The 25,859-nt window shown below is 59.4% G+C and carries 31 protein-coding genes and 1 tRNA gene; 20 read left to right on the forward strand and 12 right to left on the reverse strand.

Features of this window, described 5'->3' with window-relative positions; all coding sequences use genetic code 11:
- From AC1DUY_RS27540 to AC1DUY_RS27555, 4 genes are all read left to right on the forward strand, one after another.
- On the forward strand, positions 1 to 522 hold a 522-nt coding region (locus AC1DUY_RS27540; protein WP_478118454.1), incomplete at its 5' end, for a DUF1365 domain-containing protein.
- A 416-nt stretch (positions 523 to 938) separates the two neighbouring features.
- Entirely contained in the window at positions 939 to 1,412 is a 474-nt protein-coding gene (locus tag AC1DUY_RS27545) for a TspO/MBR family protein (protein ID WP_478118456.1), read from the forward strand.
- Between the two features lie 831 nt (positions 1,413 to 2,243).
- Positions 2,244 to 2,555 (forward strand): hypothetical protein, encoded by a 312-nt coding sequence (locus tag AC1DUY_RS27550; RefSeq protein WP_478118458.1) that lies wholly within the window; start codon positions 2,244 to 2,246, stop codon positions 2,553 to 2,555.
- 1,202 nt (positions 2,556 to 3,757) lie between these two features.
- Positions 3,758 to 3,997: a hypothetical protein gene (locus tag AC1DUY_RS27555; protein ID WP_478118460.1), complete on the forward strand. Its 240-nt coding sequence runs from the start codon at positions 3,758 to 3,760 to the stop codon at positions 3,995 to 3,997.
- Positions 3,998 to 4,155: 158 nt separating this feature from the next.
- On the opposite strand, the gene AC1DUY_RS27560 is transcribed toward AC1DUY_RS27555, so the two are convergent.
- Positions 4,156 to 4,671, reverse strand: a complete 516-nt coding sequence (locus AC1DUY_RS27560; RefSeq protein ID WP_478118462.1) for a hypothetical protein — start codon at positions 4,669 to 4,671, stop codon at positions 4,156 to 4,158.
- Between AC1DUY_RS27560 and AC1DUY_RS27565 the strand changes: the two genes are divergently transcribed.
- Together AC1DUY_RS27565 and AC1DUY_RS27570 are read left to right on the forward strand one after the other, a co-directional pair.
- Positions 4,655 to 5,182 (forward strand): hypothetical protein, encoded by a 528-nt coding sequence (locus AC1DUY_RS27565; protein WP_478118464.1) that lies wholly within the window; start codon positions 4,655 to 4,657, stop codon positions 5,180 to 5,182. The genes AC1DUY_RS27560 and AC1DUY_RS27565 overlap by 17 nt on opposite strands.
- Before the next feature lie 251 nt (positions 5,183 to 5,433).
- Positions 5,434 to 5,829, forward strand: a complete 396-nt coding sequence (locus AC1DUY_RS27570) for a translation initiation factor 2 (protein ID WP_441229383.1) — start codon at positions 5,434 to 5,436, stop codon at positions 5,827 to 5,829.
- A 77-nt stretch (positions 5,830 to 5,906) separates the two neighbouring features.
- On the opposite strand, the gene AC1DUY_RS27575 is transcribed toward AC1DUY_RS27570, so the two are convergent.
- The 7 genes from AC1DUY_RS27575 to AC1DUY_RS27605 form a co-directional block, all read right to left on the reverse strand.
- Positions 5,907 to 8,036, reverse strand: a complete 2,130-nt coding sequence (locus AC1DUY_RS27575) for a right-handed parallel beta-helix repeat-containing protein (RefSeq protein WP_478118466.1) — start codon at positions 8,034 to 8,036, stop codon at positions 5,907 to 5,909.
- Positions 8,029 to 8,211, reverse strand: a complete 183-nt coding sequence (locus tag AC1DUY_RS27580; RefSeq protein ID WP_478118468.1) for a hypothetical protein — start codon at positions 8,209 to 8,211, stop codon at positions 8,029 to 8,031. Before AC1DUY_RS27580 ends, AC1DUY_RS27575 begins: the two co-directional genes overlap by 8 nt.
- Positions 8,212 to 9,485: 1,274 nt before the next feature.
- Positions 9,486 to 9,725 carry a hypothetical protein gene (locus AC1DUY_RS27585; RefSeq protein ID WP_441229380.1) on the reverse strand — a complete coding sequence of 80 codons (240 nt, stop codon included), beginning with the start codon at positions 9,723 to 9,725 and terminating at the stop codon, positions 9,486 to 9,488.
- A gap of 207 nt (positions 9,726 to 9,932) precedes the next feature.
- Complete coding sequence (locus AC1DUY_RS27590) at positions 9,933 to 10,559, reverse strand: hypothetical protein (RefSeq protein WP_478118470.1); 627 nt, start codon at positions 10,557 to 10,559, stop codon at positions 9,933 to 9,935.
- Between the two features lie 43 nt (positions 10,560 to 10,602).
- On the reverse strand, positions 10,603 to 11,373 hold the full coding sequence (locus AC1DUY_RS27595; protein ID WP_478118472.1) for a hypothetical protein: 771 nt from the start codon (positions 11,371 to 11,373) through the stop codon (positions 10,603 to 10,605).
- Complete coding sequence (locus AC1DUY_RS27600) at positions 11,370 to 11,975, reverse strand: hypothetical protein (RefSeq protein WP_478118474.1); 606 nt, start codon at positions 11,973 to 11,975, stop codon at positions 11,370 to 11,372. Before AC1DUY_RS27600 ends, AC1DUY_RS27595 begins: the two co-directional genes overlap by 4 nt.
- A 77-nt stretch (positions 11,976 to 12,052) precedes the next feature.
- Positions 12,053 to 12,388 (reverse strand): Cro/CI family transcriptional regulator, encoded by a 336-nt coding sequence (locus tag AC1DUY_RS27605; protein WP_478118476.1) that lies wholly within the window; start codon positions 12,386 to 12,388, stop codon positions 12,053 to 12,055.
- Positions 12,389 to 12,470: 82 nt separating this feature from the next.
- On the opposite strand from AC1DUY_RS27605, the gene AC1DUY_RS27610 reads away from it, so the two are divergent.
- The 7 genes from AC1DUY_RS27610 (at position 12,471) to AC1DUY_RS27640 (ending at position 17,517) form a co-directional block, all read left to right on the forward strand.
- Positions 12,471 to 13,169, forward strand: a complete 699-nt coding sequence (locus AC1DUY_RS27610) for a helix-turn-helix domain-containing protein (RefSeq protein ID WP_478118478.1) — start codon at positions 12,471 to 12,473, stop codon at positions 13,167 to 13,169.
- Between the two features lie 70 nt (positions 13,170 to 13,239).
- Entirely contained in the window at positions 13,240 to 13,545 is a 306-nt protein-coding gene (locus AC1DUY_RS27615; protein ID WP_478118480.1) for a hypothetical protein, read from the forward strand.
- A gap of 342 nt (positions 13,546 to 13,887) precedes the next feature.
- Positions 13,888 to 14,634, forward strand: coding sequence for a hypothetical protein (locus AC1DUY_RS27620; RefSeq protein WP_478118482.1), 747 nt, complete (start codon positions 13,888 to 13,890; stop codon positions 14,632 to 14,634).
- A gap of 114 nt (positions 14,635 to 14,748) precedes the next feature.
- Positions 14,749 to 15,579 carry a hypothetical protein gene (locus AC1DUY_RS27625; RefSeq protein WP_478118484.1) on the forward strand — a complete coding sequence of 277 codons (831 nt, stop codon included), beginning with the start codon at positions 14,749 to 14,751 and terminating at the stop codon, positions 15,577 to 15,579.
- Entirely contained in the window at positions 15,579 to 16,010 is a 432-nt protein-coding gene (locus AC1DUY_RS27630; RefSeq protein WP_478118486.1) for a hypothetical protein, read from the forward strand. Before AC1DUY_RS27625 ends, AC1DUY_RS27630 begins: the two co-directional genes overlap by 1 nt.
- Positions 16,011 to 16,239: 229 nt before the next feature.
- A complete protein-coding gene (locus tag AC1DUY_RS27635; RefSeq protein ID WP_478118488.1) occupies positions 16,240 to 16,638 on the forward strand; it encodes a hypothetical protein in 399 nt (132 codons plus the stop codon).
- Positions 16,639 to 16,800: 162 nt separating this feature from the next.
- Positions 16,801 to 17,517 (forward strand): site-specific integrase, encoded by a 717-nt coding sequence (locus AC1DUY_RS27640; protein WP_478118490.1) that lies wholly within the window; start codon positions 16,801 to 16,803, stop codon positions 17,515 to 17,517.
- Here AC1DUY_RS27640 and AC1DUY_RS27645 read toward each other — a convergent pair.
- Together AC1DUY_RS27645 and AC1DUY_RS27650 are read right to left on the reverse strand one after the other, a co-directional pair.
- Positions 17,509 to 18,456, reverse strand: coding sequence for a hypothetical protein (locus tag AC1DUY_RS27645; RefSeq protein WP_478118492.1), 948 nt, complete (start codon positions 18,454 to 18,456; stop codon positions 17,509 to 17,511). The two genes, AC1DUY_RS27640 and AC1DUY_RS27645, sit on opposite strands and share 9 nt — an antisense overlap.
- 45 nt (positions 18,457 to 18,501) lie before the next feature.
- Positions 18,502 to 18,578, reverse strand: a tRNA-Pro gene (locus AC1DUY_RS27650).
- Between the two features lie 93 nt (positions 18,579 to 18,671).
- On the opposite strand from AC1DUY_RS27650, the gene AC1DUY_RS27655 reads away from it, so the two are divergent.
- From AC1DUY_RS27655 to AC1DUY_RS27665, 3 genes are read left to right on the forward strand one after another with little or no spacing between them, the layout of a single operon-like run.
- Positions 18,672 to 19,667, forward strand: coding sequence for an L-threonylcarbamoyladenylate synthase (locus AC1DUY_RS27655; RefSeq protein WP_478118494.1), 996 nt, complete (start codon positions 18,672 to 18,674; stop codon positions 19,665 to 19,667).
- Between the two features lie 40 nt (positions 19,668 to 19,707).
- Positions 19,708 to 21,165 (forward strand): FAD-binding oxidoreductase, encoded by a 1,458-nt coding sequence (locus AC1DUY_RS27660; RefSeq protein ID WP_478118496.1) that lies wholly within the window; start codon positions 19,708 to 19,710, stop codon positions 21,163 to 21,165.
- On the forward strand, positions 21,162 to 21,590 hold the full coding sequence (locus AC1DUY_RS27665; RefSeq protein WP_092139459.1) for a GNAT family acetyltransferase: 429 nt from the start codon (positions 21,162 to 21,164) through the stop codon (positions 21,588 to 21,590). Before AC1DUY_RS27660 ends, AC1DUY_RS27665 begins: the two co-directional genes overlap by 4 nt.
- Position 21,591: 1 nt before the next feature.
- On the opposite strand, the gene AC1DUY_RS27670 is transcribed toward AC1DUY_RS27665, so the two are convergent.
- On the reverse strand, positions 21,592 to 22,347 hold the full coding sequence (locus AC1DUY_RS27670) for an SOS response-associated peptidase (RefSeq protein ID WP_441231561.1): 756 nt from the start codon (positions 22,345 to 22,347) through the stop codon (positions 21,592 to 21,594).
- Between the two features lie 61 nt (positions 22,348 to 22,408).
- Between AC1DUY_RS27670 and AC1DUY_RS27675 the strand changes: the two genes are divergently transcribed.
- From AC1DUY_RS27675 to AC1DUY_RS27690, 4 genes are all read left to right on the forward strand, one after another.
- On the forward strand, positions 22,409 to 22,924 hold the full coding sequence (locus AC1DUY_RS27675) for a hypothetical protein (protein ID WP_068733299.1): 516 nt from the start codon (positions 22,409 to 22,411) through the stop codon (positions 22,922 to 22,924).
- Positions 22,925 to 22,928: 4 nt separating this feature from the next.
- Positions 22,929 to 23,351, forward strand: coding sequence for an NUDIX hydrolase (locus AC1DUY_RS27680; RefSeq protein WP_441228632.1), 423 nt, complete (start codon positions 22,929 to 22,931; stop codon positions 23,349 to 23,351).
- Positions 23,352 to 23,431: 80 nt separating this feature from the next.
- Positions 23,432 to 23,806, forward strand: a complete 375-nt coding sequence (locus tag AC1DUY_RS27685; protein WP_441279448.1) for a TIGR02301 family protein — start codon at positions 23,432 to 23,434, stop codon at positions 23,804 to 23,806.
- Positions 23,807 to 23,821: 15 nt separating this feature from the next.
- Positions 23,822 to 24,457 (forward strand): HAD family hydrolase, encoded by a 636-nt coding sequence (locus AC1DUY_RS27690; protein WP_478118621.1) that lies wholly within the window; start codon positions 23,822 to 23,824, stop codon positions 24,455 to 24,457.
- 117 nt (positions 24,458 to 24,574) lie between these two features.
- Here AC1DUY_RS27690 and AC1DUY_RS27695 read toward each other — a convergent pair whose 3' ends face one another.
- On the reverse strand, positions 24,575 to 25,849 hold the full coding sequence (locus AC1DUY_RS27695; RefSeq protein WP_478118500.1) for an acyl-CoA dehydrogenase family protein: 1,275 nt from the start codon (positions 25,847 to 25,849) through the stop codon (positions 24,575 to 24,577).
- Between the last annotated feature and the right edge of the window lie 10 nt (positions 25,850 to 25,859).

Raw genomic sequence — 25,859 nt, forward strand, 5'->3', positions numbered from 1 at the left:
GGATACGCCTTCAATCCGCTGAGCATCTATTTCTGCTACAGGCGAGACAACTCGATTTCGGCGATCTTATACGAGGTCAGCAATACGTTCGGTGAGCGTCACAATTATCTCATTCCCGTTGCCCGCGACACGAAAGTGCCAATCCGCCAGAAAAGCCAGAAGTCCTTCTACGTTTCCCCCTTCATGAGCACCGACATGGTCTATTCGTTTTCTGTCATCCCTCCGGGAAAGGATTTGACGGTTTCGGTCATCGGTCACGATGCACAAGGGCCGCTGCTCATCGCCAAGCTCGCTGCAACCCGCCAGAATCTGACCGACGCAGCTCTAGCGCACGCCTTCTGCGTTTACCCCCTGCTGACCTTGAAAGTGATCGCAGGCATCCACTGGGAAGCACTGCTGATCTGGCTCAAGGGCATTCGCCGGCATCACCGCCCTTCTCCACCCGATCAACCGATAACACTCGGCCGCGATCTCGAAGCCGCCCCCCATTTGACGAAGGACACGACAAATGTCCTCCGATAGCCAAATCTGGAAGAGCGTCACCTCCTCCGCCGAAAGGAAGATGGCGTGAGTTGGCCATGCTACGCTGGGGGATGCCGTCGTCGAGCGATGCCTTCTCCAAGAAGGCAAAGGAGCGCACCGACAAGCCGGACGCCTAGGGCAAGCAGTACGCCACCGGGGAATAACTCCGGAAAAAGCCGGACAATGCACTACCAACATTCTGCGACCTGAAAGCAAGCACTGGACGCGATGGCTGGCCGCATCCCCGTTGGTGAGTGGACGGCACATTCCTGAAGGGCGGGAGTGTCGGAGAGTACACGGCCGGCCGCGACAAGGCGTCTCCGACGGCATATCGAAATGTACGAGCGCGGCGCCACGTTCATGTGGAAGTCGTCTGAGGCCGGGGAACTGGTGGGAACGCAAGGACTTAACGGTGCATGACTAACAGTTCGGTCGCGTCCTTACTCTGCTCACTTGCGATTTGTTATAGCGTCGCGTTTATCGGCGCTCGGGTTACGACGCCTGAGATTCCGACTTGGTACGCGAGTTTGGCGAAACCATCGTGGACACCACCGCGCATCGCGTTTCCCATCGTCTGGCCCATTCTGTATTTCCTCATGGCGCTGTCCGTGTGGATGTTCTGGGAGGCACCTCCTTCGCCCGCTCGAACCGCAGCTCTTGGCGCATTCGGCATCCAGCTCGGCCTGAACGCGATATGGTCGCCGATCTTCTTCGGTCGCCACGATCTGCGGTCTGGCATGATTGTTATTTCGCTGTTGTTCGCGGCAATAGGAGTGACCATCATCATAGGGTTGGGCGTCGACAGCACCGCCGCCTTACTGCTTTTGCCCTATCTCGCCTGGATACTCTTTGCGGCAGCACTCAATGCTCGCATTCTTACAATGAATTAGCGGGGTGGCGGCGCGAGCGGTGGAAACTAACTGTCTAGTTGGACGGATGTACTCTGCTAGACAACTGGGGCTCGGCGCAATCGCCGGGCCCATGCCTCTGACTGCAAGCTTAGCCTTGCATACTCGCAGTCATCCGGCTCGGTGCACTCGTCGACGATGATGATCAGTTGAAGGGTGTTATCGGCCGAGAATATCCCAAGATCCGCGTCGCTAAGGGACTGAGCGAAGCCGTTGGCGTTCCTTCCAGCGGGTCCAGAAATACGAGCGCGCCGCGAACCGCATCAGCGCCAGCACACTCTTTGCGATCTGCCAGTTTCTCGACTACCCAGTTGAGAAGGTCTTTGAACGAGTGAAGAAGCCGCTCCAGCCCTAAATGCGTCCTTTAACGAAGTCCCCTCTGGTCAGGAACAAGCGCGCCTTTTATCTATTGACCGGCCATGCCCAGATCCTTTTTTCATCTCATCGGAGAAATCCCCGCTAACGATATTCTCGGCCACGAATGCGCCACGCGTGCTGGCGTTTCCGCATTTCGTCTTCCGCGGCACGGCGCTTGCGAGGAAAGGCGCCTTGCCTGCAGCAGTCAGCAGTTCAGCGCAGTTCGTCCATTTGGTCACTCGACCGGGTGATCGGTTGCTACTTGCGGGCGGCAAAGGTCAGCAGATCAAGCATGCTCTGATCCTGCTTACTGGTCCGTCGCCGTCGGCCCCCCTCGGCTACTTCCCGGTAATTATGTACTGTTTGAGTAGGCCAGTGGAACCCGAGGTGTTGTGGACAAATACGCTGCAGTCCGATTGGATAGTCGAGTGGGATGGCCCATCGGGAGACTAAACAGTGTCGCAGATTCAACCAGTCGGTATCGAGCGCGATGTACTGGAGGTAGCCAACTACATCAGGCCCGTGTTGAAGACCTTAATCATCGGGGCCCTTATCTTTTTCGCCGTCCTGATCTTTAGCGGCTCGCTTCTTCGAGCAAGCACGATCGCTTTTGCTTCCTTAATTCTGTCGTGCTTCGCGACGTGGCGTCGATACCTTGAACCACTTTCATTTTTCGCATTCGCGGCCGCGGTGATCTTCTGGTGCCATCCAGATGTGATCACATCAGCCAAGGCCACCTTGTTGGAGAGTACTCTCTGTAAATCTTGACGTGCTCGGGACCCACATGACGTCCTCCACCTCCATCGGCACTGGTGACGTCCGCTTGAAGCGCTGGATCGCTGCCGGCAAGTCCAGGGCATAGCCAACTCGGCACGCCTTGCCCGCCGACGCCACATCGACGCATGCAAACCCCGCCTTCTTGAGACGAGCCGGCGCACGCCCCCGTCACTGTTTCCAAGCCAGAGCAGCCAGTCAGCGACGATCTCGGCCTGAGCGATCTCTCGCGCCGTCAAGATGAATCGGACGGTTGCTTCCGTGTAGCCATAGGCCAGCGCTGCGTCGTTGATCGCACGGTTCCAGACCTTTCCCTCGTTCTGAAATCGCATCTCGGAATCCCCAAGTGCGTCACTTGATCACAGCTTTCAGGGCTGCGTGAGATTTGGACGCCGTGGGAACTCTCGGACGCCGAACCTCTTCAGTCATGATACCTCCGCGAGTCGGCCATTAGCTGTCATCTTCGCTGGCAGGATCGAGTCGAAGACCGGAGCACTATATGAAATCAATACTCGCCCTCGCCTGCATCGCGCTGCTTAGCGTCCCTCTTACCGGTTGTGGCAGGGAGCTGCCGAAAGATGGCAAGGACGGTCGGGACGGTGCTGCCGGTAAAGACGGCAAAGACGGGGCGCCGGGCAGAGACGGGACGGTCTTCAGGGTTGTTGAGAAAACTGGATCCGCCAACTGCGAAGCAGATGAAACTGTGGCAAGCGCGCTTTGCATTCCGATCGGGAGCAAAGGGCCATCCACTGTCCCTACTTTTCAGCCTCCGGCGACAGGAAGCGGCGCGATCGTTATCAGCTGTCCTAGAATGACCACGAGGCTCGTCTGTACGAAATAGGGGGCGGCTGGATCGCCTCGGCCAAATTCACCCCAGAAACCCTCGGACGTTCATGCCCAAGAAGATTGCGACCGCTGACGATCTGATCTGGCACTTCCACGAGAAGCTCGTTGGAACCAATATGAGCTATGCCCGGATAGCAATCGTCCCCAGAGGAGGTCGTGGGGACTGGAGCGCACTGACGAATGCCAGGGAGTGCCGGCAATTTCCGAAGCTTACGAGTGCGGTAACGCGCATAGAAGCGCAGCTACGGGATTACTACAGCTTGAAACACGACTGACTTCACGTCGGGCGACGCTAATACCGCCGGCTGCGGTCGTTTGCTGCTAGGGTTACTGCCAGAAGGCAGGGACCGATGGCAAAGAAGCCAATTTCCAAAGCCGACCTGGCGCAGCTTTTTCGCGAGCGCATGAACCAGCACCCGGAATGTCCGCCGGCAGTATCCGTCGAGATTCGAAAGGTAAGGACCTCCGAAGGTCCGGGCTGGAGCGCGGTGACGAGTCAAGCTGATAGCCTCGCCCACTTTACATGCGCTCGTTTCGTTGGAGCCCTCACCCTTGAGCTTCGGCAGAAGTACGAGCTGTTCGAAGACTGACATTTGGTATCGACGCTGAGTGAGCTTCTTCCTCGGAACTAAGTTAGCAACTGCATGTTCTATGGTCTTACCGACCAAGGCGGCATTTTGACCAGTACGATCGAGTTTGACCGACAGAGCGCCCAAACGGGCGACGAACGGAGCCTCGTTAAAGCCCGCTACTGCCGATCGATCTTGAAGTCGCCGCGATCAGCACCGATCTGGAAGCCCGCATTCTGCTTGACGGTTTGGCCACCGAGCAGGTCACCGCGAACACTTCTGCCTTGATGGCCGAAGCTGAACGGAAGCCCTCGCCGCCATCCGCGATCTGGCTGGATATCAACACGGGCGAAGCGATTTGGGCCGAAAAGCAGGCGGCGGAATCTCGCTCTGAAGCCATCCGCCTGCTTGTTGAGCTGGGTCTGACGGTCAAAGCGGCAGAAGAGCGCCACCCAGCGCACCCGCGCCAGCGAAATGGCCGGCGGCGCAATCGATAAGATGACCGACAAGGGCGCGACAGTAGACGACCAGGCTAGCCGGAAGCGGCGTCTTCTCAAGGGTTCCGAGGAATTCCGCGACGTCCGCGTCGACCGAAAATCCAAAAAGTAAAAGTCTATTCCCTCTCGGGGCGCTTTCGCGCGTCCGGTCGGCTGGCGTAAGGTGCCACGGGGGACAAGAATGAACAGGATCGACATCGCCGAGAGGCTGTCGCAGATGGCGACAGACGCAGCCGCCCAGGCGGATTCAACGATACAAGCGGTCGGCAGGGAGCACGCCGGCAAGAGCATGTACAAAAGCGGCAATCATATTCACGCGCTGCAGCACCAGTTCGAAACGATCTTTGACACGACCCTCGCGAAGATGGCTGACTTCGCGCTGCGGACCCACTCGCCGCGAGACGCATCCAACGCGGTCGATCGCGCCGGCCGCAAGTTGGAGACGGCCCTGTCAGAACGGTACGCGAAGAAACTGACCGATCTCAGCCTCTGGAATGAAGCGCAGATCCGGCCGATAGCCGAGAAGTTTGACTTATCCCTACGCGCAAAGCTCAACGCTGTTGTGACCGACACCCGCCTCAACGTAGTCGGCTATGCACCTGGCAGCCGCGGCTTTGTGGCGCTGTGCCAGCGGAATGCCTGGCTGATATCGCTAGGGTCCGCCGCCATCTCGCTGATCAGCCTGTACCTCAACTGGTCGAAGCCATAGGCACGGTACGCAAATGCGTACCAGACACCGCGTACCACGCTGGCTCGCTGGGCACGATTGCTCTGATTTCATGAAGTTTTTTGAGAACGCGTCCCAGTACGCAGTACGCATTTTCTCCAGACTGGAAAAAATCTCCGCCTGAGGTGAGAGCCGGTCCTGGCGATCACTCTCGTCCGGTGATCGCCCCTCAAGACAAAGGTCGGGTTGCTCTCGCGCAGTCGTTGCGCTTGGATGGCTGAGGGGGAAATCACATGTACCGAATGGTCATCGCCGCAATGTTGGCGCCTCTTGTCGTCGGCTGCGCGACGGTCGTGCGCGATACATCAGAGACGATCAACGTGATCACAGACCCACCTGGTGCAACTGCCCGCGCTGGCGGAACGGGCTCTCTGGCGACCTGCATAACGCCATGCGCCCTCTCAGTCCGGCGCAACGACGATGTCACCATCATTGTATCGAAGGACGGCTATGAAACCGAGGCGAAGCGATTGAGCTTCGCCTCGTCCGTCGCAGGCGCCGCCTCTGTTGGTGGCAACGTGATCGCCGGCGGGATCGTGGGCATCGGCGTCGACACCTATAACCTTGCCGGCTACCACCACGAGCCAAATCCGGTACACCTCACGCTTCAGCGCGCTCGCGGCCGATAGAAGGCTGCGATATAATCGCTCGCTTCACGGCCTGTGCCTTCTCACATATCGATTCCCTCGCGCTCATCTGAACGCCATCAACCGATGTTGTTGGCATTCGCGTAGTTGAAAGCGCTCGAACCTACGAGAATCCCGGCAGTCACATTGCCAACGCAGTTGTTGGCCGCAAGGATGAAGTTGCCACATGAGTTACCAACACGAACCCCATAGTACTGATGGCCAGCCGCACGGTTCCCGATTGAATTGCCAGTGATCGTGAAACCAGTTGCGCCATCAGCGACGCTGATACCTGCAAAACCTCCGCTATTACTGAGATTATTGTCGGAAATGATGTTGTCACTAACGATGATCTGGCGCTTCGGAGCGCCATCGTAGGCATTCCCAGCACCGATAACGATGCCATTGCCATAAGCGAGGTTGATATTACAGCCGATCAACTGAACGCCATCAGCATCACCTGCAATGGTCACACCATCAGCTGAGCCAGCGGAGTTCTGCCCATTGAAATGACATGCCGAGAAACGGATGTTCATGTAGGCGTGAGGAGCGTTGAATCCATTCACAATGACCGGTTGCTTAACGTTATCGACAAGACAATTAACAAAGTAGATGTCGTCGACGTTCTTAGAGCCCGTTCCTGCAACGTGGATACCTACATTCGGGCCGCCGATGCTGACATTTGCGAACTGAAGACCATCGGCGCAATCTATATATATGCCAGTTTGGAGCGTATGCGCAGCGCCCGCAGTGGAGATAATGACACAATTGGTGAAGTAAAGGTCGAAGTGGTGCTGCCCGACAATGGCGATTCCGTAGAAGCTATCGTTAACGACTCCATAGACACTGTCTTGAATATAACGGAAGTTATCGACTACTACGCGGGCCGACGTATCGCCGTCCACATATAGGCCGGTAGCGCCGTTCCATATATCTACATTGCGGATCGTAATGTCAGTCGCGAGGCCAAGATGGATACCGGCGCCATTTGTTGTATTTATGATACCGCTGGCATTATTGATGCGCAGGCCGGTGATGCTGCAAGGACCACTCGGATTATCTATGTTTAAGATATGGCCCGACGTGTACGTTGGCGCTCTTTGGAAAACGGCAGCGTATTGACCACGTCCATATAGTGACGCCGAGACACCGACCGTGCTTCCAAGATTAACAACAGAGCCAATCAAGTAGGTCCCGTCCGGAATGTAAAGAGGCTTCCCTGTTGAGCACGCCAAGTTAATCGCGGACGCGCTATCGGCAGACGCGGTCGGATCGGCGCCAAACATGCAGATGTCCAACTGCTGCGACGCAAGAACCCACGTAACCGCACCGCCGTTGCTTGTAAAAGATCCTGGAGAAGTCGCGCCACGGACATAAAGAGCGCCGCCAATTCCCGCAGACGCATACCCGAGCGTCCGAACGAAATTCAATACCGCTGGGATTGTTGCGGCAATCGCCATCGCGCGAGTGTCGTACTGATGCACCTGGTTGCCGAGTGCCGACGCAGACGCTTGGGCTGAATCCGCAAAATCGCTGGCTGCACTGGCGTATCCGCTAGCATCATCACGAGCGGCCAGCACATCATATAGAACGCCGCTTGCATCCACAGGCAGAGACACGAGCAATTGCAGGTGGCCGCTTTGCCACATCATCAACACCGGTGATCCGGCGACTAAGGAATGAGCCGCGAGAGACGACCCTAGAACGTTAGTGATCGATATTGGCGCACCACCGTTCATCCCAGTAATGGTAACTGCGGCTGGCCCCGTGTTGTCAAACTCGGGAGTGAGCAAAAACAATTTTGATATCGGCTGTGAGGGCACTTGAGGGCTCGCGATCGCGACGATGGCGTCAGCCGTCCCTCCGGTGACCGAGAGCGTGATCAACTCATTCGGCAGATCGGCGACACGCAACCATGAGCCTGCGCCCGAGACCCCTTGCTTTTGATAGCTGCCATTCAGCGCTGGATTAGGGTCTGTGACGACCCAGGCCATGATGTTTGCAGCGTAAGCCAGATGAGAGTCTGCCTGGGATTTTGTCGTGAAGACGACGCCGCCACCTGCACCACCAGCGAGGGCATCGTAAACGCCGAGGACGGCGCTCCTCGGGAATCGCTTGATCGACCGTTGGCCGCCTACTATTTCGTGCCCGAGAAATTCGCTGAGCTGCGTGCCAAGGGGAACGTTTGGCGTGCGGACGCCTTCAGTCATTATGCTGATCTCCTTGGATCAATTTGTAGTTTCCATGTTCATCGAGCCGATAAACACCAATCGAAACGAGATAGCTCAGGAGGTCGGTCACGGTTGAAAACTCCCTCTCATCGGAGCCGATGTCGCGAGCAATCCGCGCCTGATGGAGGTCAATTATCGCTGCTGTATCGGCCATGGCTTTCTCCTTGATCCGCGCCAGTACACCGTGGTCACGCAAGATTAGTGTTGCGGCTGCGCGATCCGGTATGGCATCGCAGTTTCGTCGCAGGCTCTGGCTGCCGCTTCGCGAGGACCTCCGGAGTCCTGACCGCCTCGGCCTCTTGAAACTTTGCTCGCGGAAACAACATCGTCTGCCAACTACAGTCGGGTTTCCAGCGCTCTGACGCGTTCGCTCAATCCGCAAAGCGACTCCTGCACAGAACGCTCCACGAACTCGTTGATAACGGGTGCAAGCGCCCGACAAAGGCTAGCAACTGAGTGCGGAACGTCAGCTCTTCTCGACTTGCCAACTAAGCGTTCATCGTCGCTGGGAGACCCGACCGTTCGATTTTCAACCATTGGCTGCTCCTGTCTCAGCGGCTAATCATCCTCCGATAGCAGGATGCCTTGGCGATGAACGTCACGCGTGACGCGCAACAGGTCAGACCGCTCCAGCGCTCGAGCGAGCGCATTGGCTATCGCCTCCGCATCTTCTGCAGACCATTCCGGGAGGAACCCTGCATCCACTAGTTTGTCAGCGATGTCGCCCAGATTGATTGTCAGAGGGAGGACGCACTTTCCCAGCGCCTTCCTGGCCCGCCGGTTGCGCTGCCTTTCCGCGGCTGACCTAGCCAATGGCTTGACTGTCACTGGAGAGGGACCGGGCGCTTGCGAGGCTGTCGATCACAGACTCGGGACTGAAATGCGCGCTATGGACACGGCGTCTCTCTGAGGCGGTCATCAGACTGAACCGATCCAAGTAGGACGCCTGCGACTCAAATGTTGGGGGATTCTCTGGATTAATTGGTTCAATTTCGGGGGTTATCGATGCCTCTTCGTGGGCCTGCCAGTGTTTTGGAACGCCCAGATAAGTGACAGGCACGTATGCCAGGATATCGTGAAGCGCTGTTCCGACACCTCCGATGCGCAGCCGCGGCTCTGGCAGCATCCCATCCCAAAAGCAATTCTCGTATGTGCCCTGCGGAAGTCGCGGTGCGTCATACCGCCACCATAGCGACGGACGCGAACCTGGCCGGTCAAGTATCCAACGCTTCAACACGACGTCTCGGAATTGGGCCCAGAGTTCGGCCGGCGGCGGTCCCTTCAGAAACAAAGGCTGGTTCGCCTCCAATCCCCACCGCTCCCAGCTCGTACCGATGTCGTCTGTGAGAGCATCATTCAGGAAAGCCCACGCGGCTTCTGATACGGTACCTGCGCCGGCTCGTGGCCGTTTTCTCGGGGGGCTATTCATTATTCCAGATCCAAGTTTAATGACTTCATGCCGGCGAAGAACGCCGATCGGGCATCTCGCTCCGCAGCAAGCAACGGATGTGGTTTCAACTGCCCGAAACGATCCGTCACTGCCTCCCCATCCTTATCGATGGCCTCACGGCAGTGCCTTCCACGCTGATGCGCTTCAAGCGTCGTGCGAAGCAGAGCCAACGACGCCTCATCTTCGAACCGATGCGCCGCAGTCCAGTCTCGCCACATTCGACGCTCCGGCGTTTCGAGATGCTTTGGCGTGCTCGGCGCCTTTGCGCCTGGCTTCGGGGGCAAACCGCCGGTCGTCCTACTCACTGAGGCCACCAGAATTTTTCAAAGGAAAAGTGGTTTCGGTGCGTGTGAAGGGATAGCGCCGGTCTGCGGGTGAGCGCTTCCAGACATTTAGACGCCCCCCCGGGGTGCTTACGCTCCTGCTCATATGTCACCCTGCGATGTCGACCCGGTGTCAGGCACGGGCTTTGCCCGAAACTGGAGCCCGTGATTGTCGTAGTGAGCTTTGAGTTGTTCGGGCGTCGGCGCCGGCTTCGGCGGAGTGTCATGCACACGGGCGAGTTCTCGCGAGCGAGCCAACAATCCATCGCGGATCGATTGCCGCACCTCAGGATTGGATGGCAACAGCACGGCCGCGTGCAGCACTTGCTTGATCTCATGCGCCTCGAGGTGCACCCTGGAGACGTAGCTGTTCACGACCAGCCTCAGGCGCGGCGACGTTGGCGGGAAGTCGGGGTTGAGGGCCGCCACCGATCCCCGCGAGATATCCCTGCATGCATCCTTCACAGCCCAGAGGGGTACACCGAGCAGATCCTCGGCATACTTGCGCACCTGCAGTTGCACCTCGATCACGGGCACACTGCGGGTCGACGGGAAGCCCAGCATCAGCTTTGCAATCTCCTCCTCGATCGCCTCGACCGCAGCAGGCCTGGAGCATGATCGAAGCAGGTCCAGTCGCTTGGTCAGGCGCTCGCGCACCGGCTCGGGCAAGGGCGCCGAAAGGCGGCCGTCCTCCCATCCGAGACGGATCGCCGCGAGTTCGCTCGCCAACGGCAAGTCGGTCCCAGGCGAGCCCTGGCTAGTCCTGGTGGTTTTAGGCGTCGGCATTCGGCTCACTGCTTCGCTCCATGTGTCTGTTGAACAAGATCTGCGCATAACCGCTCATGCCGGCGGGGGACGCGTGACCGAGCGGGCTAGCGGGCTCGTCGGCCCAGCATCCGCCGTTCAGCCACGTCGATGGGTGTTTGGTGTAGCGAGGGTCCTGCCCTGCCCGTTCGATGGCGTATCGGCGCATCGCCGCGGTGATTTCCGTCGGCGATGCACCGGTGGCGATCGCCTTGGGCCACGCCTTCAGCGCAGCGGCCTTAGATTTTTTCAGAGGGCAGATGGACCAGAACTCGTCGAAGCCATCGAGACTCGGCGTCGCCCTCTTCGGAAACGGGATAATCGGATTTGGATTTCGATCAGAGAGATTTTTCTGTTCTATATCCTCTACTATATCCTGTACTTGTCCCTCTTCTCTGGACAAGCATTCTGCTTGCGGCGTGCTAGCAGAATGCCCCGCATTCTGTAGCTCCTGATCTACAACGATAAATCCACGCGCGGCCAACAGCATCAAATCGACCGGCTGGTTAGCGTCGATACGCTTCGCGACCCAAGCTGGATCGTATGGAATTTTGTTCTCGGAGCGACTTGCTAGCAGCCAGATAGCAACGAGATGAAACTTGCTAGCATCTGGTAGACGTCCGAATTCATAGTCGTCGAGCAGCTCGTTGTAGAGCTTGATCCACGGCGGCGATCGGTCCTTGTAATGCTGGAACCGTTCGAAGTTCTTCACGCTAAAGGTCGGTGTCGCCACGGTCATCGTCCCCGCCCTCCCGCCCGCATTCCAGCGGCGGGGATTTTTGTTTTGGCGGCGGCCGCAACCACGCTGCGATCCACAGCGCGATCAAGGTCCTGATGGCGAAGGCCCTGGGCAGTTTCTTGTTCGGCGCGGATGGCGCTGATATTTCGGTCGGCATCGGCGAACGCTTTCAGTTTGCGGCGGGCGGGACGGTCCATCGGGGTGTTGTCCAGCGCGAGAGCACGCTGCTGCAGCAGGGCCTGCTCTCGGCGGATCGCCGTTAGCTCCCAAGTCTTGCACCACTCGGTCCACCACGTTGGGACTGGCGACGCCGACGCCATCAACAGATCGAGTATCTCGCGGCCGTTATCGCTGTGCAGAAGGATCTGCAACTCTTCGATTGAATAGCTGGTGTGGTTGGCCGCGCGGTGCTTCGCGGTGTGCTCGCCGAGACGAAGCGTATCCGCAATTAAGGCCCAAGTTTTCTTGGGCTTAAGGCGTTCGAAGAATCCAGTGAGGCTTTCGTGAATGGTCGAAAACGTAGCAAAATTTGATATTTCGCTGCAGTTTTCTCTCACCCCGTTTTTGGCGTTTCGGCCAGTTGCTGCGAATGCTTGCGTCATCGACCTTCACCACCACGGGGCAATTCAAATGCGAACTACAGAACAGGGCCAGCACGGACGCCGGACAGCAGAGAACGTCAGCCGCCGACCGGCGACGGTGTCACGACATGATCGACGAGCCCATGAACGGGCTGAGGCGATTCGGAGGTTTCAGAGTTGGGACAAGGCGATGGTCGACCAGTATGGCTGGGACTATCGGAAGCAGATGGGCTGGACGTTGCACTGAGTTCCGGCCCGTAGACGTCGGGCCGGATGACATGGCGAGAGACGCCCCATGCAGCCTCAACCGCAAGTACCCTTTTCGGGGGCACTTCGCGCCACTGACTGATGGCTTGATGCGACACCCCGATTGCCTCGGCCAGCGCATTGACGCCGCCGTGGTTCTTCAAAGCGTTTCGGAAATTGAACGGCATTTGGTGAATATAAGCGGCGCTTGCTTAAAAGGCAAGTTATTCTTGCCTAGTCTTGGCAAGGCACCCTTGCGAAAGTGACAGCATGAGCAAATTATTGGGGGCCGCCCTCCGTCAAGCGCGGCAGGCGAAAAAGCTGACACAAGACGACGTGGCAAAGCACATGAGCGTCACGCGATCTGCTGTCGGTCAGTGGGAAAGTGGGGACACCGCGCCCTCCACCCTAAACCTGCTTAAACTAAGCGCTCACTTGGGCATTGAGGTGAGCGCCGCGCTGGATGGACTCGTACAATTAGATCCGAATGCTCACTGGCCACCGCGAAAATCAGACAATCCGATACCAAGGGCCGATTTTGAGGCGATTCTAGAGAAAATGGGGACGGGAGATGTCCATATCTTCCGATCGTCAGCAGAGGGCGGCACGGGATTCCGGGTTTATAACGAGATAATTGGCTCCCTGTCGCGTCCGCCGGGCTTGGTCAAAACTCGTGGCGGTGTCGCTACTTGGGTGGTGGGGGGAACCATGGCGCCGAGATACAATGAGGGCGATTTGATTTTTTCCGACGCAGGACGAACTCCGTCGCTTAACGACTACGTTCTTATTCGAATGGTCGGCAACGAAGAAGACGGATGGTCAGACTGCTACCTTCGTCAACTTATCGGTCGTGACGACAAGAACATCACCGTGCGGCAGCTTTGTCCCGACAAAACGGCAAAGCTGGAGATTTCAAAGGTTGAGGCAATTGATCGGATCTACCCCTGGAATGAAATAATCATCGGCTAATTGGCAAGTATTACTTGCCAAGCGTGGCAAGCTATGCTTTCCTACTCTCGTTCACTCGGGAGCCGCCGCCTTGTCCCTGCCCGCCAGCACCACCTCCGCTCTAGCCGTTCCGGCCGCGACCGACGCGCAGACTGGCGCGAAGGCAGCATGGAGCGGACGAGGAAGCAGTAAGGGTCACGACCTGCAGCTTCGCCGGCTGCGCATTTCGACCACCGACCAGACATATCGCGGGTGCGGTTCGCGCTGGCAGGTTTGCGCGGAACACAGCAACGGCAACGACGCGAATCACTCGTTGGAGTATGGCGAGCGGGTGCAGCTGGCGTCAGCCGCCCGCCAGAGTCATGCAGCTATCATCCTCGCCGCGGCAGGAGAGTAAGCAATGACGTACTCAGCCGACGATCACCGATCTGCTATTAAGGCAACACTCGACGCTCTGCCCCCGCCTTTGCACATCAAGGCCATCTGCAAGGCGTGCCCACATCCCGCAGAGTGTCGCGGTAAACCTTGCTTGAATGATCTTGCCAGGCCGATGCTGGAGAACAACCAGCACTCGCGGTTGATGCTACCTCAGCAGGCACAGCTGTTCGCTGAACGCGTTCGCGCGGGCGTGACTCGGCGTCGTCTCACCAACGGGACTACGCGGTTTGGCGCGACCTATGTTTGCACCCCTCAGAAGTTCGACGCCCACGCGCACGATTATCCTATATGGGGCACTGAGATGGTCGATCTGCTGGCGAAGAATGCCAAGGCCGCCGACGCTCTGAAGGGCATCCCGCATAAGAACACCGATGGCAAATGTCGGCGCGGGCATCTGTTGCCGACTGAGCCTAACGCCGAAAAGGCAAATGGTCGGCGCTATACCCGCTGTGTCGAATGCTCCGCCGCCGCGCAAAAGCGCGGGCGTGTGCCCGGCGAGGAAGTTATGGGCAAGGTGCTGGTGCAGCTACTGCTGAAGCGGCCGATCAAGTCTTTTACTTCGGGCGGCGAACCTGGATTTATTCTGGCGCATCGGAATTTCAAAGCGCTACGCAGAGGCTTCCCCGAGATTGACCGGCTGGCAAGAGAAAACATCCTGGGGGCCAATAGTCGCGCTCAGAAGGCACGTTACCAGATCGATGAAAGCGAAGTCACTCGTACACCGGCCATGAAGCCGCGCAAGTCAAAGGCACCCACTTCATCCGTAGAGCTTACGTTTGAAGCAATCGACGCGGTGGTGCCGACCAATCTGCCGCCTGACATGCGTAGCGACGTCATCAACGACATTTGGGTAGCGGCAAAAGACGGGAAGATCACAGCAGATGGGCTGGCGGCTTGCGTGAGCCACTTCACAGCCAGCTACAATAAAATGTTCCCGACGAAATACGCGAAGTTCGGCAACGCGCCGTTGGTCTCTCTCGATGCGACGCTCTACGAGGACGGCACGACGACGCGCGGCGACACGGTTTCGGAAGGTCTCTGGGGATGACCCTCGACTAGCTCGTTCTCAACATCATGGCACCCAGCCGTCTCGGCTGGGTGCCTCCATCCAGCACAGGGGGATTACAGCGTGAACGCCACTCAGACAGCGGAGTGTTCAAATATGCTCGACACCACCACGACAGCCAAAAAATCGATGGCGCCGCCACGTTCGGTCCGATCAGGAAAACGCAGCGAAGCTGACACTAATCCACCGGTGCTTACACCGTTGGCGAAGCCCGATCTCCACCCAATCTATGGCAGCACACCGATGGGCCGAGACGGCTTCGCTCTTGAATGCCAACCGGTGCACATGCTCGACCACTGGCACAAGAAGGCTGATGAAATCTGCCAGAGGTTCAATGAGCCGGGCGATAAATCGGAAGAAGACGAGGCACTTTTTGAGATGGCCATGATCGTTGCCTGGGATATCTTCAGATCTGCTCTTAAGGCGAAGTTGTACAACTCGCGAGAGGTGTCGATTCTACTTGCTCTGGTCGCAAGGCACATCGACACCCACACCGGCGACGACTGCGAAGTGCTCAGCGTCAAAGAACTGGCAGGCATCGCGGACAAAGCCAGATTGCTGGCTGAGCCTCCCCGCCCGACAAAGGTAGTCGGAGCGCTTCAGCGCGGTACGCGGCTCACCCGCAGCGGCCTGCTTCATCGCTATCAAGCGTTCCTGGTCAACGAGCTGCTGTCCGTTGGCCTTGAGCTCTACGGCAATCACGAATACCCGCTGACGAGCATCCCGTTCGAGGATCCCGTTCAGGACGTCTGTGCCAAGCGCACCGGACGCGGAAAATCGTATCCCTTCCACGATCAGAGCAAGCTGACGGATCGGGCCCGCGCTGTGTTCAAGAAGCTCGGCATCGATGCATCGAGCGCGCCGCGCGATCGCGTTCCCACCAAAGGCGCCAAGGCACTCCGCGCGGGTTGTGGAGGGTCACGTTGATGCTGCAATTACCCGAAACGGACTCGTCGATCGCTCGTCCCCGGCAGGTAACCAGGAGCGCAGCTCAGATACTGGCCGGTGACATGGCAGTGCTGGCCGCGATGAAGCAGCTGGAATACGGCCTTGCCGACATGGTGCAGATGACGTCGATCGCCGCCACTCTGGTTGAGAGTTACGGCAACCAGGCCATCGACGTCGAGAATACGCCATGGACTGCAAAGCAGGCCTTGCAGGAATTGAAGAAGACCGGCGATCAGCTGATGTTCATGGTCTACGAGGTCGAGCAAAAGGCGCTGGCGCTTCGCGACGAATGGGAGGCGGCGGCGTCTGCCGGAGATCACACGTTCCCTGAGCCCGAGGAGCACTGTGCGGACGCTATTGAAGTAGATGGGCTTACGGCTATCTCGCCCAGTCGGCGCGCGACCGCGTAATGCGAAGGGCCAGGGATCGCCTTTCTCGGGTCAAAAGCCGCCCAAATCTGTCCGATTGGGCGGACGATGAGGCCATGACCCTTGCGGAGGCGATCCAGCTGTTCTTTCCTGAGGGGCCGTTGACCCTCTCTTCCCTGCGTACCGCGATCCGGACCGGCAAGCTGGCCGTAGCCAAGGTCGCAGGGAAAGATTTGACGACCCCTCGTGCCGTGAAAGCCCTGGTGAGACCATGCCTGGCCGAAAAGCGAGCCCTCCACGGCTCTTCTACCGAGCCGACAAAGGCTATTGGTACATCCTCGATCGTGGACGGCAAAGCGGCACAGGCTGCGCTCGCGACGAAACTGAAGGAGCGGCGCGCGCGCTCGAAGCCTACCTCGCAAAAAAGCACACCTCTACAGTCGGTACTCGTAATCCCACTGCACTCCTGATCGCCGACGTTGTCGGCTATTACGAAGAAGCGAAACTGCCGAAGCGGTTCGATGAACTAAAGGGTCGCATTGAGGCCGGCCAGCCCATTTCGAACGACGATCGCAAGATAGTCCGCCGGCACGACGAACTCGTCATCCGCCTGTCGAGCATCAATACGTTTTTTGGTCGCTACAAGGTCGGGGAGATCAAGGGCGAGTAGTGCCGTGACTATGTCGATTGGTGCGCCGGCGAAGAGAATGAGCGCAACAAGAAGCGCGATCTCGAGAAGCGCCGTGTCATCTCCGACCAAACGGCACGCCGTCATCTTGAGGATCTGCGCTCAGCGATCAACGTATATCATGCCGAGTACACACTCGATGCCGTGCCCAAGATCACGCTTCCCGAAAAGCGGAAAGGTCGCGAGCGTTGGCTGCTTCGTTCCGAAGCTGCTCGACTGTTAGGCGCCGCGCTGGGATTTATTTGGGATCGCCAACGGGACACCTGGAAGCGCAAAGAAAATGGCGGGCTCGATCGCCGCCCCAGTTGGGTCATCACCCGCCGCCGGCCCACCGCTCGCTTCTTCCTCATGGGCGTTTATAGCGCACGCCGCGAAGAAACGATTCGACGCACGCAATGGATGGCCACGACAACGCATCCATGGATGGACTGCGATCGATGGGTCTATCACGGTCGCGGTCCCGACGAGCTTCAGACGAAGAAGCGACGGCCACCGGCAAAAGTCGCGACCCGTTTACGCCCGCACCTTGCACGCTGGCACAGACTCGACACCGCTCTCGCGAACGAACTTGGCAAGCCTGTTCTTTTCGTCATTCACCGCGCCGACGGAGAGCAGTATGCGGAGAAGATCAAGTCAGCTTGGGACAGCATCGTCGAGGACGCCGGCCTCGGCGCCGATGTCGTCCGCCATATCCTGAGGCACACGGCGGCGACGTGGGTCATGCAGAAGGGCACGGATCCTTGGCAGGCCGCTGGCTGGCTAGGAATGACGCTGGAGCAGTTGCAGGAAAATTACGGCCACCACCATCCCGACTTCCAAGAGGAAGCGGCTGAGGCGTTTAGCGCTCGACGATCATCGTAGCATTTCGGGCCGGCCAGTAGCGTCTATTCGCATTAACCTGACTGGGCGACCAACACCTTCTTCGGACGTGTTGAGATTTGGATTATCCGCGCCGTGATCGATCAAATCCACGGCGAAAGCCTCCGCCTGGAGCGAACTCACATCCAAAGTGAGGACCTGCTTAGACAGCAGGCTGCGCGTGTCGGCTCGGAGCCTTTGACTACTACGGAATGTCGGCCAAACGAATTGAGCAAACTTGTCGGCCTCACCGAATAGTCTGAAAGCGCTCGGCGTTGACGGGCCATATTGATAAACAGCGGTGTCGCTGAAAAACACGGCGCCCGCGGCTGACTGGTTGATTCTAAAATCTCTGACGAGCGTCTCCCGAGATTTCGGATCGTATGAAACAAGGATGACGTTCATTAGTCCGTTTGGGGCCGGTGGCGGCGCTAGCTGCGGGTACACCGCCATAAAGCTTGCGAAGCGCTCGACGCAGTGAGCAGCAAGACGATCAATTGATACATCTTTTGCTGACTTTGCTCCTTCCGCACGAAGCCAGTCGAGGACTATGCTTTCCATGTCGAAAAGATGAGGAGCAGAAGTGACGAAGCTGCATAGATCAGGCTGCGCGATCACGCGACCTTTTCCGACCAAAGCGCTCAGGTCATAAAACCGCGAACTGCCCGTCACAGCAACGACGAGGTTTTCGATGCCGTCAGGCGTGCGAATTTTCAGCCGCTGGTCGCAGTACAGCCCAGAAATCGTTTCCCGGCTATCCGCCGCGACCATTGCACCTGTGCTGTAAGGCACCACAGCAACCAAGGTGCCCCGACTGATTTCGATCGGCTGAACTTGTTCGGCATGTGCCGACATAACCCCAATTGCTACGGCCATCGAAAAAACCACGCCGGCCAAGCCGATGCTCGAGCAGCTGTGTAAAAGGGTAATTTCGTTGCCCATTTCGTTGCCCGGTCGTCGAACGAAATGACTAAGTCATTGAAATCATGGTCGGAGTGGCAGGATTCGAACCTGCGACCCCTGCGTCCCGAACGCAGTGCTCTACCGGGCTGAGCCACACTCCGACTAAGAGCGCGGCTTATAGCCTTGGGTTTCGCATCCTGCAAGAACCCCGGTAAAGAAGCCTGACCAATTTTGAAGACAAGGATCTGCCCCGTATGGCCGTAGGCCTGACGACCCGGATGAGCCCTGCCGACGCCGCCCATATCGCGGAGGCGGCGCACTGCCTGCGCGCGGGCGGGCTGCTGGCGTTCCCGACCGAGACGGTCTATGGGCTCGGCGCCGATGCGGCCAATCCGCGGGCCGTGGCGGGGATCTATGAAGCCAAAGGCCGGCCGTCGTTCAATCCGCTGATCGCCCATGTGGCCGATCTCGCCGCTGCCCGGCGCATTGCCCGATTCGATGCGCGCGCGCTGGCGCTTGCCGAGGCGTTCTGGCCGGGGCCGCTGACGCTGGTGCTGCCCAAAGCGGCGGACTGCCCGGTGGCCGATCTGGCCACCGCCGGCCTCGACACCATTGCCATTCGTGTGCCGGCCCATCCCGTGGCCCACGCGCTCCTGCAGGCCTTTGGCGGTGCCGTGGTGGCGCCGTCAGCCAATATCTCCGGGCATGTCTCGCCGACCACCGCAGCCCATGTGCTGAGCGATCTCGATGGCCGGATCGACATGATTCTCGATGGCGGACCGGTTGAAGTAGGCGTTGAATCCACCATCGTCGGTTGTTTCGATACACCGATGCTGCTCCGCCCCGGTGGCCTGCCGCGCGAGGCGATCGAACGGGTCCTGGGCCAACCGCTGGCGAGCCCGCGGGACGAACCCGCAAGCGATACAAACCAGCCGCTGGCGCCGGGTATGCTGGCCTCGCATTATGCGCCGCGGACACGGGTGCGGCTGCTGGCCAAGGCCGTGAATCCCGGCGAGGCGCTACTGGCTTTCGGATCGGCCCCGCTGCCGGGCATCGAGGCCGCCGCCGCTGTCCTGAATTTGTCCGAACAGGGCGATCTCGGGGAAGCCGCCACCAATCTTTTCGGCTATCTTCGCGCGCTCGACGCCGCTGCTATAGCTTCGGGCGCGAGCGGCATCGCGGTGATGCCGGTGCCGAACCACGGGCTCGGCGAAGCCATCAATGACCGGCTGCGCCGCGCCGCCGTGTAACTCGAACGCAAGACCAAGAAACGCGCTTTAGGGAATAGTTATGAATATCGTCCAGCCGAAGCCGCCCACGCTCTCCCCCGAAACCATCGCGCGCTTCCGGGCCATCGTTGGCGACAAATACGCCATCACCGATCAGGCCGACGTGCACCAATACGTCACCGAGGATCGCAACCTGTTTTTCGGCACCTCGCCGCTGGTGCTGCGCCCGGGCTCGACCGCCGAAGTCGCCGCGATCTGCAAGCTCGCCACCGAGACCCGCACCGCACTGGTGCCGCAAGGCGGCAATACCGGGCTCGTCGGCGGCCAGACGCCTTATGGCGGCGAGGTCGTGCTGTCGATGCGCCGGATGGACAAAGTGCGCGATCTGGACACCTCATCCAACACCATGACGGTGGAAGCCGGCCTCGTGCTGCAGATCGCGCAGCAGCGCGCCGCCGAAGCCGACCGGCTGTTTCCGCTGTCGCTGGGCTCCGAAGGCAGCTGCACCATCGGCGGCAATCTCTCCAGCAATGCCGGCGGTACGACCGCCCTCGCCTATGGCGTCGCGCGCGAAATGGCGCTGGGCCTCGAAGTGGTGCTGGCCGATGGCCGCATTCTCAATGGCCTGTCCAAGCTGAAGAAGGACAATACCGGTTACGACCTGCGCAACATCTTCATCGGCGCCGAAGGTTCGCTGGGCATCATTACTGCGGCAACGCTGAAGCTGTTTCCGAAGCCACGCGCGGTCGAGACCGCCTTTGTCGGCCTGAAGTCGCCGGACGATGCACTGAAGCTGCTCAGCATCTCCCGCTCCGAGGCCGGCGGTAACCTCACCAGTTTCGAACTGATCGCCGATATCGCCGTGGATTTTAGCGTCCGCCACGGCATCGGCATTCGCGATCCGCTCTCCAGCAAACACGCCTGGTATGTCTTGATGGAATTGTCGTCGGGACGCGACGATGCCCGCGCGACACTGGAAGCGATCCTCGAACGCGGCTTTGAAGACGGCATCGTGGATGACGCCGTGATCGCCGAGAATATCGCCCACCGTCAGGCGTTCTGGAAACTGCGTGAGGAAATCTCGCCGGCGCAGAAGCCGGAAGGCGGATCGATCAAGCACGATATCTCGGTGCCGGTCGCTTCCGTGCCCGCCTTCATCGCGGAAGCCAATGCGGCCGTCGTGAAGCTGATGCCCGGCGCACGTCCGGTGCCATTCGGCCATCTCGGCGACGGCAACATCCACTACAATGTCACGCAGCCCAAGGACACGCTCGGCGACAGCGACGGCCGCGAGAAATTCCTGGCGCGCTGGCACGACGTCAACGAAGTCGTCTTCGACGTCGTGTTGCGCATGGGCGGTTCGATCTCCGCCGAACACGGCATCGGCCAGATGAAGGCGGCCGAGCTGCCCTCGGTGAAGGACCCCGTCGCCATCGAGCTGATGCGCAGCCTGAAGGCGATGCTGGATCCGCTGAACATCCTCAATCCCGGCAAGGTGCTGCTGCCGGTGCAACATTGAAAGTTGCCCGGCTCGTCGACACCGACATTCAAGCGGTCGTTCAGCTCTGGCTGCGCTGCGGACTGGTGCGGCCCTGGAACGATCCGGAGGCCGATATCAGGCTGGCGCGCGCAGGCACCAATGCCGATGTGCTGGTCGGCCGCAAGGGAAGAACCATCGTCGCCTCGGTGCTGGTTGGCCATGATGGCCATCGCGGCTGGGTCTATTACGTCTCGGTCGATCCCGACCACCAGCGCCAGGATTTCGGCCGTGGCATCATGAGTGCAGCCGAAGACTGGCTGCGCGAGCGCGGCATCGAGAAGATGCAGCTCATGGTGCGCTCGGATAACACCAAGGTGCAGGCATTCTACGAGTCGCTCGGCTATGGCGAACAGAAGCGCGTGATCTATGCCAAGTGGCTCGACGGACGGCCGCTGACGCCGTGAACTAGAACAATGATCCCTGGCCGTCGTCCTCGCTCACCACAACCTTGCGCGGCGCCCTCGTCGGCTTCACCTGCTCCACGGCAGCTTCTTCCGCCGAGATCGGCAGGATCAGTTGCGCATCGTCATTGGCCACCTTGTTGACGGCCATCGCCACCGGATGCCAGGCGAAGGTGCCGTCTGCGGGCGCAGCGAGCATCGTCATCACGTCGGACGCGCTATCCGAACTGCAATCGAGCCACTGGCCGAAATGATCGGGTGCGATCGTCACCGGCACGCGATGGTGCAGTACCGACATGCCCGTGCTGGCTTCCGCGGTGATGATCGCAACCGTGTCGACTTCTTCGCCGTTCGGTCCCATCCAGGTCTCGGCTAGGCCCGCAAAGCCCATCGGCCCGCCTGCGCTTGGGTGGATAAAATACGGCTGTTTGCGTTCACCGCGATTTTGCCATTCGTAATAGCCATCGGCCGGAATCAGACAGCGGCGGCGACGAATCGCGTTTTTGAAGGCCGGCTTTTCTTGCACCGTCTCGGCGCGTGCATTAATCAGAAGCGTAAACTTCCGCGGGTCCTTGACCCAGGAGGGCAAAAGGCCCCATCGCATCAGACGGAAATGCCGGGATCCGTTTTCAACGATGACAACAGGGACCGGCTGCGTCGGCGCAATATTGTACCTCGCAGGAAAATTCGGTTGCTCGATATAACTGAATACCTGCCGTAACGCTTCCGGCGCTGATGTAATGACAAACCGCCCGCACATTCTCGATCCGCAATCCTGCCTCTTCAGGCGGTTTTAACCCAAAACACCAACAGTGCGACATATGACCCTGACGGCCATACAACCGGCGCAGCATGACCATCACGATCTGGCCAGTGCCGGTGCCGGCCCCGTCGCGTCTGCTGCCGAGTTGATGGCCGCCAATATCAATCCACGCACGGGTCTGGCGACCGACTATCTCAATCACTTCAATGAAGCCATCATGTTGCTCGAGCTGATCCCGGACATGCCGGACTGCTATGAGCTGTTCCTGGAATGGCAGCCGCTCAGCTATGCCGAGCACTTCATCAAATCCAACTTCAAGGCACGCGATCTCGCCATCGCATCCTATGAGGCTGCACGCCCGGCCATCCGTGCAGAATTCGATGCGCTGGTCGCGAACATGACGCAAATCCTGACGACTGTCGGCGAAGCCATGCGCACCGTGCAGCAGGACCGGACCCGTGCCATGCTGGCCGAACAGGCCGCCGGCTGGGTCAAACCGATGGTCGGGACCGCCGGCGGCATCATCAATGGCCGCGATCAGGAATCCGACGTCGACAGCATCATGGCGCAATGACCTCGTGACTGACGCACCTCCTACCCATCCGCAGCTCGCCACCAGCGCCGCCATCTTCCGGGATGGCAAGGTGCTGCTGGTCCGCCGCGCCCGTTCGCCGGGAAAGGGCTTCTATTCACTCCCCGGCGGACGCGTGGAATTCGGCGAATCCCTCGCCGTCGCTCTCGCGCGCGAGGTGATGGAGGAAACCGGACTGACCATAGACATTGTCGGCCTGTCCGGCTTTCGCGAAGTGCTGCCGAACGACAAGGTGGCCGGCCACTACCTGATCATGGCCTTTGCCGCTCGCTGGGTGGCTGGCGAGCCCGAGCTGAATGACGAACTTGACGATTTCCAGTGGGTCGCGCCGGACGATCTCGGCGCCTTCAAGACCACCGATGGCCTCGGCCCGATCCTCGCCATGGCGGAAGATCTGGTCGGACCATAGATAGCTCCTTGCCGCACCAGAAGCGTTGCCTTGCTTCAGGCGCCTTGAAAAGGCATATCAGCCGGGTTCCGGGACCATTCATGTTGAAGCATCTGCTCATTATTCTGACGGTCGTGACGTTTTGCGCAGGCCCTGCACGGGCGCAGGACGCGGCCGCGCCGTTCGACAATGACCTGCAGCGGATGTCAGAAATTCTCGGCGCGCTGCATTACCTGCGCGGCATCTGCGGCAATAACGAAGGCAACAAGTGGCGCAACGAGATGCAGGCGCTGGTCGATGCCGAAACGCCGTCCGGCGAGCGCCGCGCCCGCATGATCGCCGGCTTCAACCGTGGCTATAACGGCTTCCAGCAGACCTACCGGACCTGTACGCCTGCTGCCAGTATCGCGATCCGCCGCTATATCGACGAAGGCTCGCGGATCTCGCGCGACCTCACCGCAAGGTATGCGAACTAGATGAAATCACCTGCGATCGACACGGTCTTCTTCGACCTCGACGGGACGCTGACCGATCCCAAGATCGGCATCACGGGCTCGATCCAATATGCGCTCGGCAAGCTCGGGCTTCCCGTCCCGACACAGGACGAACTGACCTGGTGCATCGGCCCGCCGCTGCGTGCCAGCTTCGTGGCACTGCTTGGCGGCGAGAAAGATGCCGATCGCGGCGTTGAGCTCTATCGCGAACGCTTCGGCACTATCGGCCTGTTCGAGAACACGCTTTATGATGGCGTCATCGCGACGCTCGATACGTTGCACGCAACAGGCCGCCGGCTGTTTGTCGCCACCAGCAAGCCGCATGTATTTGCCGATCGCATCGTCGATCACTTCGGCCTGCGCCAATACTTCACGCGCGTATTTGGCTCAGAGCTCGATGGCACTCGCGTCGACAAGAGCGACCTGCTGCGTTATGCGCTCGACGAAACCTCCGCCGATCCCGCGCGAGCGATCATGATCGGCGATCGCAAGCACGACATCATCGGCGCAGCGAATAACGGCATTCCGGCGATCGGCGTACTCTATGGCTATGGCGGCCGCGAGGAACTGACGAGCGCCGGGGCGAAGCATCTGGTGGCTTCGCCTGCGGAGATTCCGGGGTTTATCGACTGAGCTTCAACGTCATTGCGAGCGAAGCGAAGCAATCCAGTCTTCGCTTGTGACCTCTGGATTGCCGCGTCGCTTTGCTCCTCGCAATGACGGCGGAAAGGGCGGCGTGTCGAAACTAGTTCAGTGCTTACCCGCGCCCATATAGCCAAACAGGAATCCCGCGACCTTGCGTTTCTGAATTTCTTCGCTGCCTTCCGTGATGCGGTAGCGGCGGTGATGGCGATAGATGTGCTCGAACGGCTTGTGGCGTGAATAGCCCATGCCACCATGCACCTGCATCGCGCGGTCGGCGGACTCGCAGCACAGACGATTGGCCCAGTAGTTACACATCGACACCTTGTCGGACAGCGTGTGTTCGACCTGGGCCTGGGTAAGCTGGTCCATCTCCCACGCGGTCTTGCGGATCAGGAGCCGCAGCATCTCCGCCTGTGTCGCCAGCTCGACCAGCGGAAACTGAATTCCCTGGTTGCGCGCCAGTTCCTCGCCGAACGGCTTGCGCTCGCGCGCATATTTCACACTCTCATTGATGCAATAGACCGCGGCGCCGAGCGAACTCGCCGCCTGACGGATGCGGTTCTCATGCACGAAGCACTGCGCCAGCGACAGACCACGGCCGATCTCGCCGAACAGCGCATCATCCGGCACGAACACATCGGTGAACGACACGCGCGGATGGTCCGTGGGCATGTTGAAGGTCCACATATACTCTTCGATCTTTACGCCTGCGGCCTTGGCCGGCACCAGGAAACAGGTGATGCCGCGCGCATCGCCGTCATTGCCCGACGTGCGCGCGAATAGCGCGCAATGGGTGGCCACGTGCATGCCCGTGGTCCACATCTTCTCGCCATTGATGACCCAGCCCTTGACGCCGTCGTGCGTCGCCTCGACGGCCGTCGTCTCCATATGCGTGGCGTCGGAACCGTGTTCTGGCTCGGTCAAACCGAAGGTGATGCGATATTTGCCGGTGATGGAGCCCTCGATCATCTCCTTCTGGTCGTCGCGGCCGTAACGATCGAGCATCGTCACCAGCGGCAGATTGCCGACGATGGAATGCTCATTCTGCAGATCGTTGTGCAGGCCGAGCCCTTTGGCTGCGAAATGTTCGCGGATCACAGCCATCCAGAGATTGCTGCCGTCTTTGCCGCCATAGCGCTTCGGGATTGCGAAGCGCAGATGGCCGGCGCCGTCGGCTAGGTTCTTCGCCTGGCGCAGCAGCGCTTCCCATTCGTGGCGCGGGAGACCGCCATTATCGAAATCGGTGCGCGCCCATTCGCGGCGATGATCGAAGAAGCGGATATTGTCATCCCGCTCTTCGAGCGGCTTGATCTCGCGCAGGATGAATGAATCGAGTTCAGCGAGATAGGCGACCAGATCGGCCGGCAGGGAAAAATCCAAGGCGCTCTCC

The organism is Tardiphaga sp. P4_G1 (assembly GCF_056401215.1).

Coding starts and splice junctions, on each gene's coding strand:
- AC1DUY_RS27545 (WP_478118456.1), top strand. CDS start 939: ATGACTAACAGTTCGGTCGCGTCCTTACTCTGCTCACTTGCGATTTGT.
- AC1DUY_RS27555 (WP_478118460.1), top strand. CDS start 3,758: ATGGCAAAGAAGCCAATTTCCAAAGCCGACCTGGCGCAGCTTTTTCGC.
- AC1DUY_RS27565 (WP_478118464.1), top strand. CDS start 4,655: ATGAACAGGATCGACATCGCCGAGAGGCTGTCGCAGATGGCGACAGAC.
- AC1DUY_RS27560 (WP_478118462.1), bottom strand. CDS start 4,671: ATGTCGATCCTGTTCATTCTTGTCCCCCGTGGCACCTTACGCCAGCCG.
- AC1DUY_RS27570 (WP_441229383.1), top strand. CDS start 5,434: ATGTACCGAATGGTCATCGCCGCAATGTTGGCGCCTCTTGTCGTCGGC.
- AC1DUY_RS27575 (WP_478118466.1), bottom strand. CDS start 8,036: ATGACTGAAGGCGTCCGCACGCCAAACGTTCCCCTTGGCACGCAGCTC.
- AC1DUY_RS27580 (WP_478118468.1), bottom strand. CDS start 8,211: ATGGCCGATACAGCAGCGATAATTGACCTCCATCAGGCGCGGATTGCT.
- AC1DUY_RS27585 (WP_441229380.1), bottom strand. CDS start 9,725: ATGTGGCGAGACTGGACTGCGGCGCATCGGTTCGAAGATGAGGCGTCG.
- AC1DUY_RS27595 (WP_478118472.1), bottom strand. CDS start 11,373: ATGACCGTGGCGACACCGACCTTTAGCGTGAAGAACTTCGAACGGTTC.
- AC1DUY_RS27600 (WP_478118474.1), bottom strand. CDS start 11,975: ATGACGCAAGCATTCGCAGCAACTGGCCGAAACGCCAAAAACGGGGTG.
- AC1DUY_RS27605 (WP_478118476.1), bottom strand. CDS start 12,388: ATGCCGTTCAATTTCCGAAACGCTTTGAAGAACCACGGCGGCGTCAAT.
- AC1DUY_RS27610 (WP_478118478.1), top strand. CDS start 12,471: ATGAGCAAATTATTGGGGGCCGCCCTCCGTCAAGCGCGGCAGGCGAAA.
- AC1DUY_RS27620 (WP_478118482.1), top strand. CDS start 13,888: ATGGTCGATCTGCTGGCGAAGAATGCCAAGGCCGCCGACGCTCTGAAG.
- AC1DUY_RS27625 (WP_478118484.1), top strand. CDS start 14,749: ATGCTCGACACCACCACGACAGCCAAAAAATCGATGGCGCCGCCACGT.
- AC1DUY_RS27630 (WP_478118486.1), top strand. CDS start 15,579: ATGCTGCAATTACCCGAAACGGACTCGTCGATCGCTCGTCCCCGGCAG.
- AC1DUY_RS27635 (WP_478118488.1), top strand. CDS start 16,240: ATGCCTGGCCGAAAAGCGAGCCCTCCACGGCTCTTCTACCGAGCCGAC.
- AC1DUY_RS27645 (WP_478118492.1), bottom strand. CDS start 18,456: ATGGGCAACGAAATTACCCTTTTACACAGCTGCTCGAGCATCGGCTTG.
- AC1DUY_RS27655 (WP_478118494.1), top strand. CDS start 18,672: ATGGCCGTAGGCCTGACGACCCGGATGAGCCCTGCCGACGCCGCCCAT.
- AC1DUY_RS27660 (WP_478118496.1), top strand. CDS start 19,708: ATGAATATCGTCCAGCCGAAGCCGCCCACGCTCTCCCCCGAAACCATC.
- AC1DUY_RS27670 (WP_441231561.1), bottom strand. CDS start 22,347: ATGTGCGGGCGGTTTGTCATTACATCAGCGCCGGAAGCGTTACGGCAG.
- AC1DUY_RS27675 (WP_068733299.1), top strand. CDS start 22,409: ATGACCCTGACGGCCATACAACCGGCGCAGCATGACCATCACGATCTG.
- AC1DUY_RS27685 (WP_441279448.1), top strand. CDS start 23,432: ATGTTGAAGCATCTGCTCATTATTCTGACGGTCGTGACGTTTTGCGCA.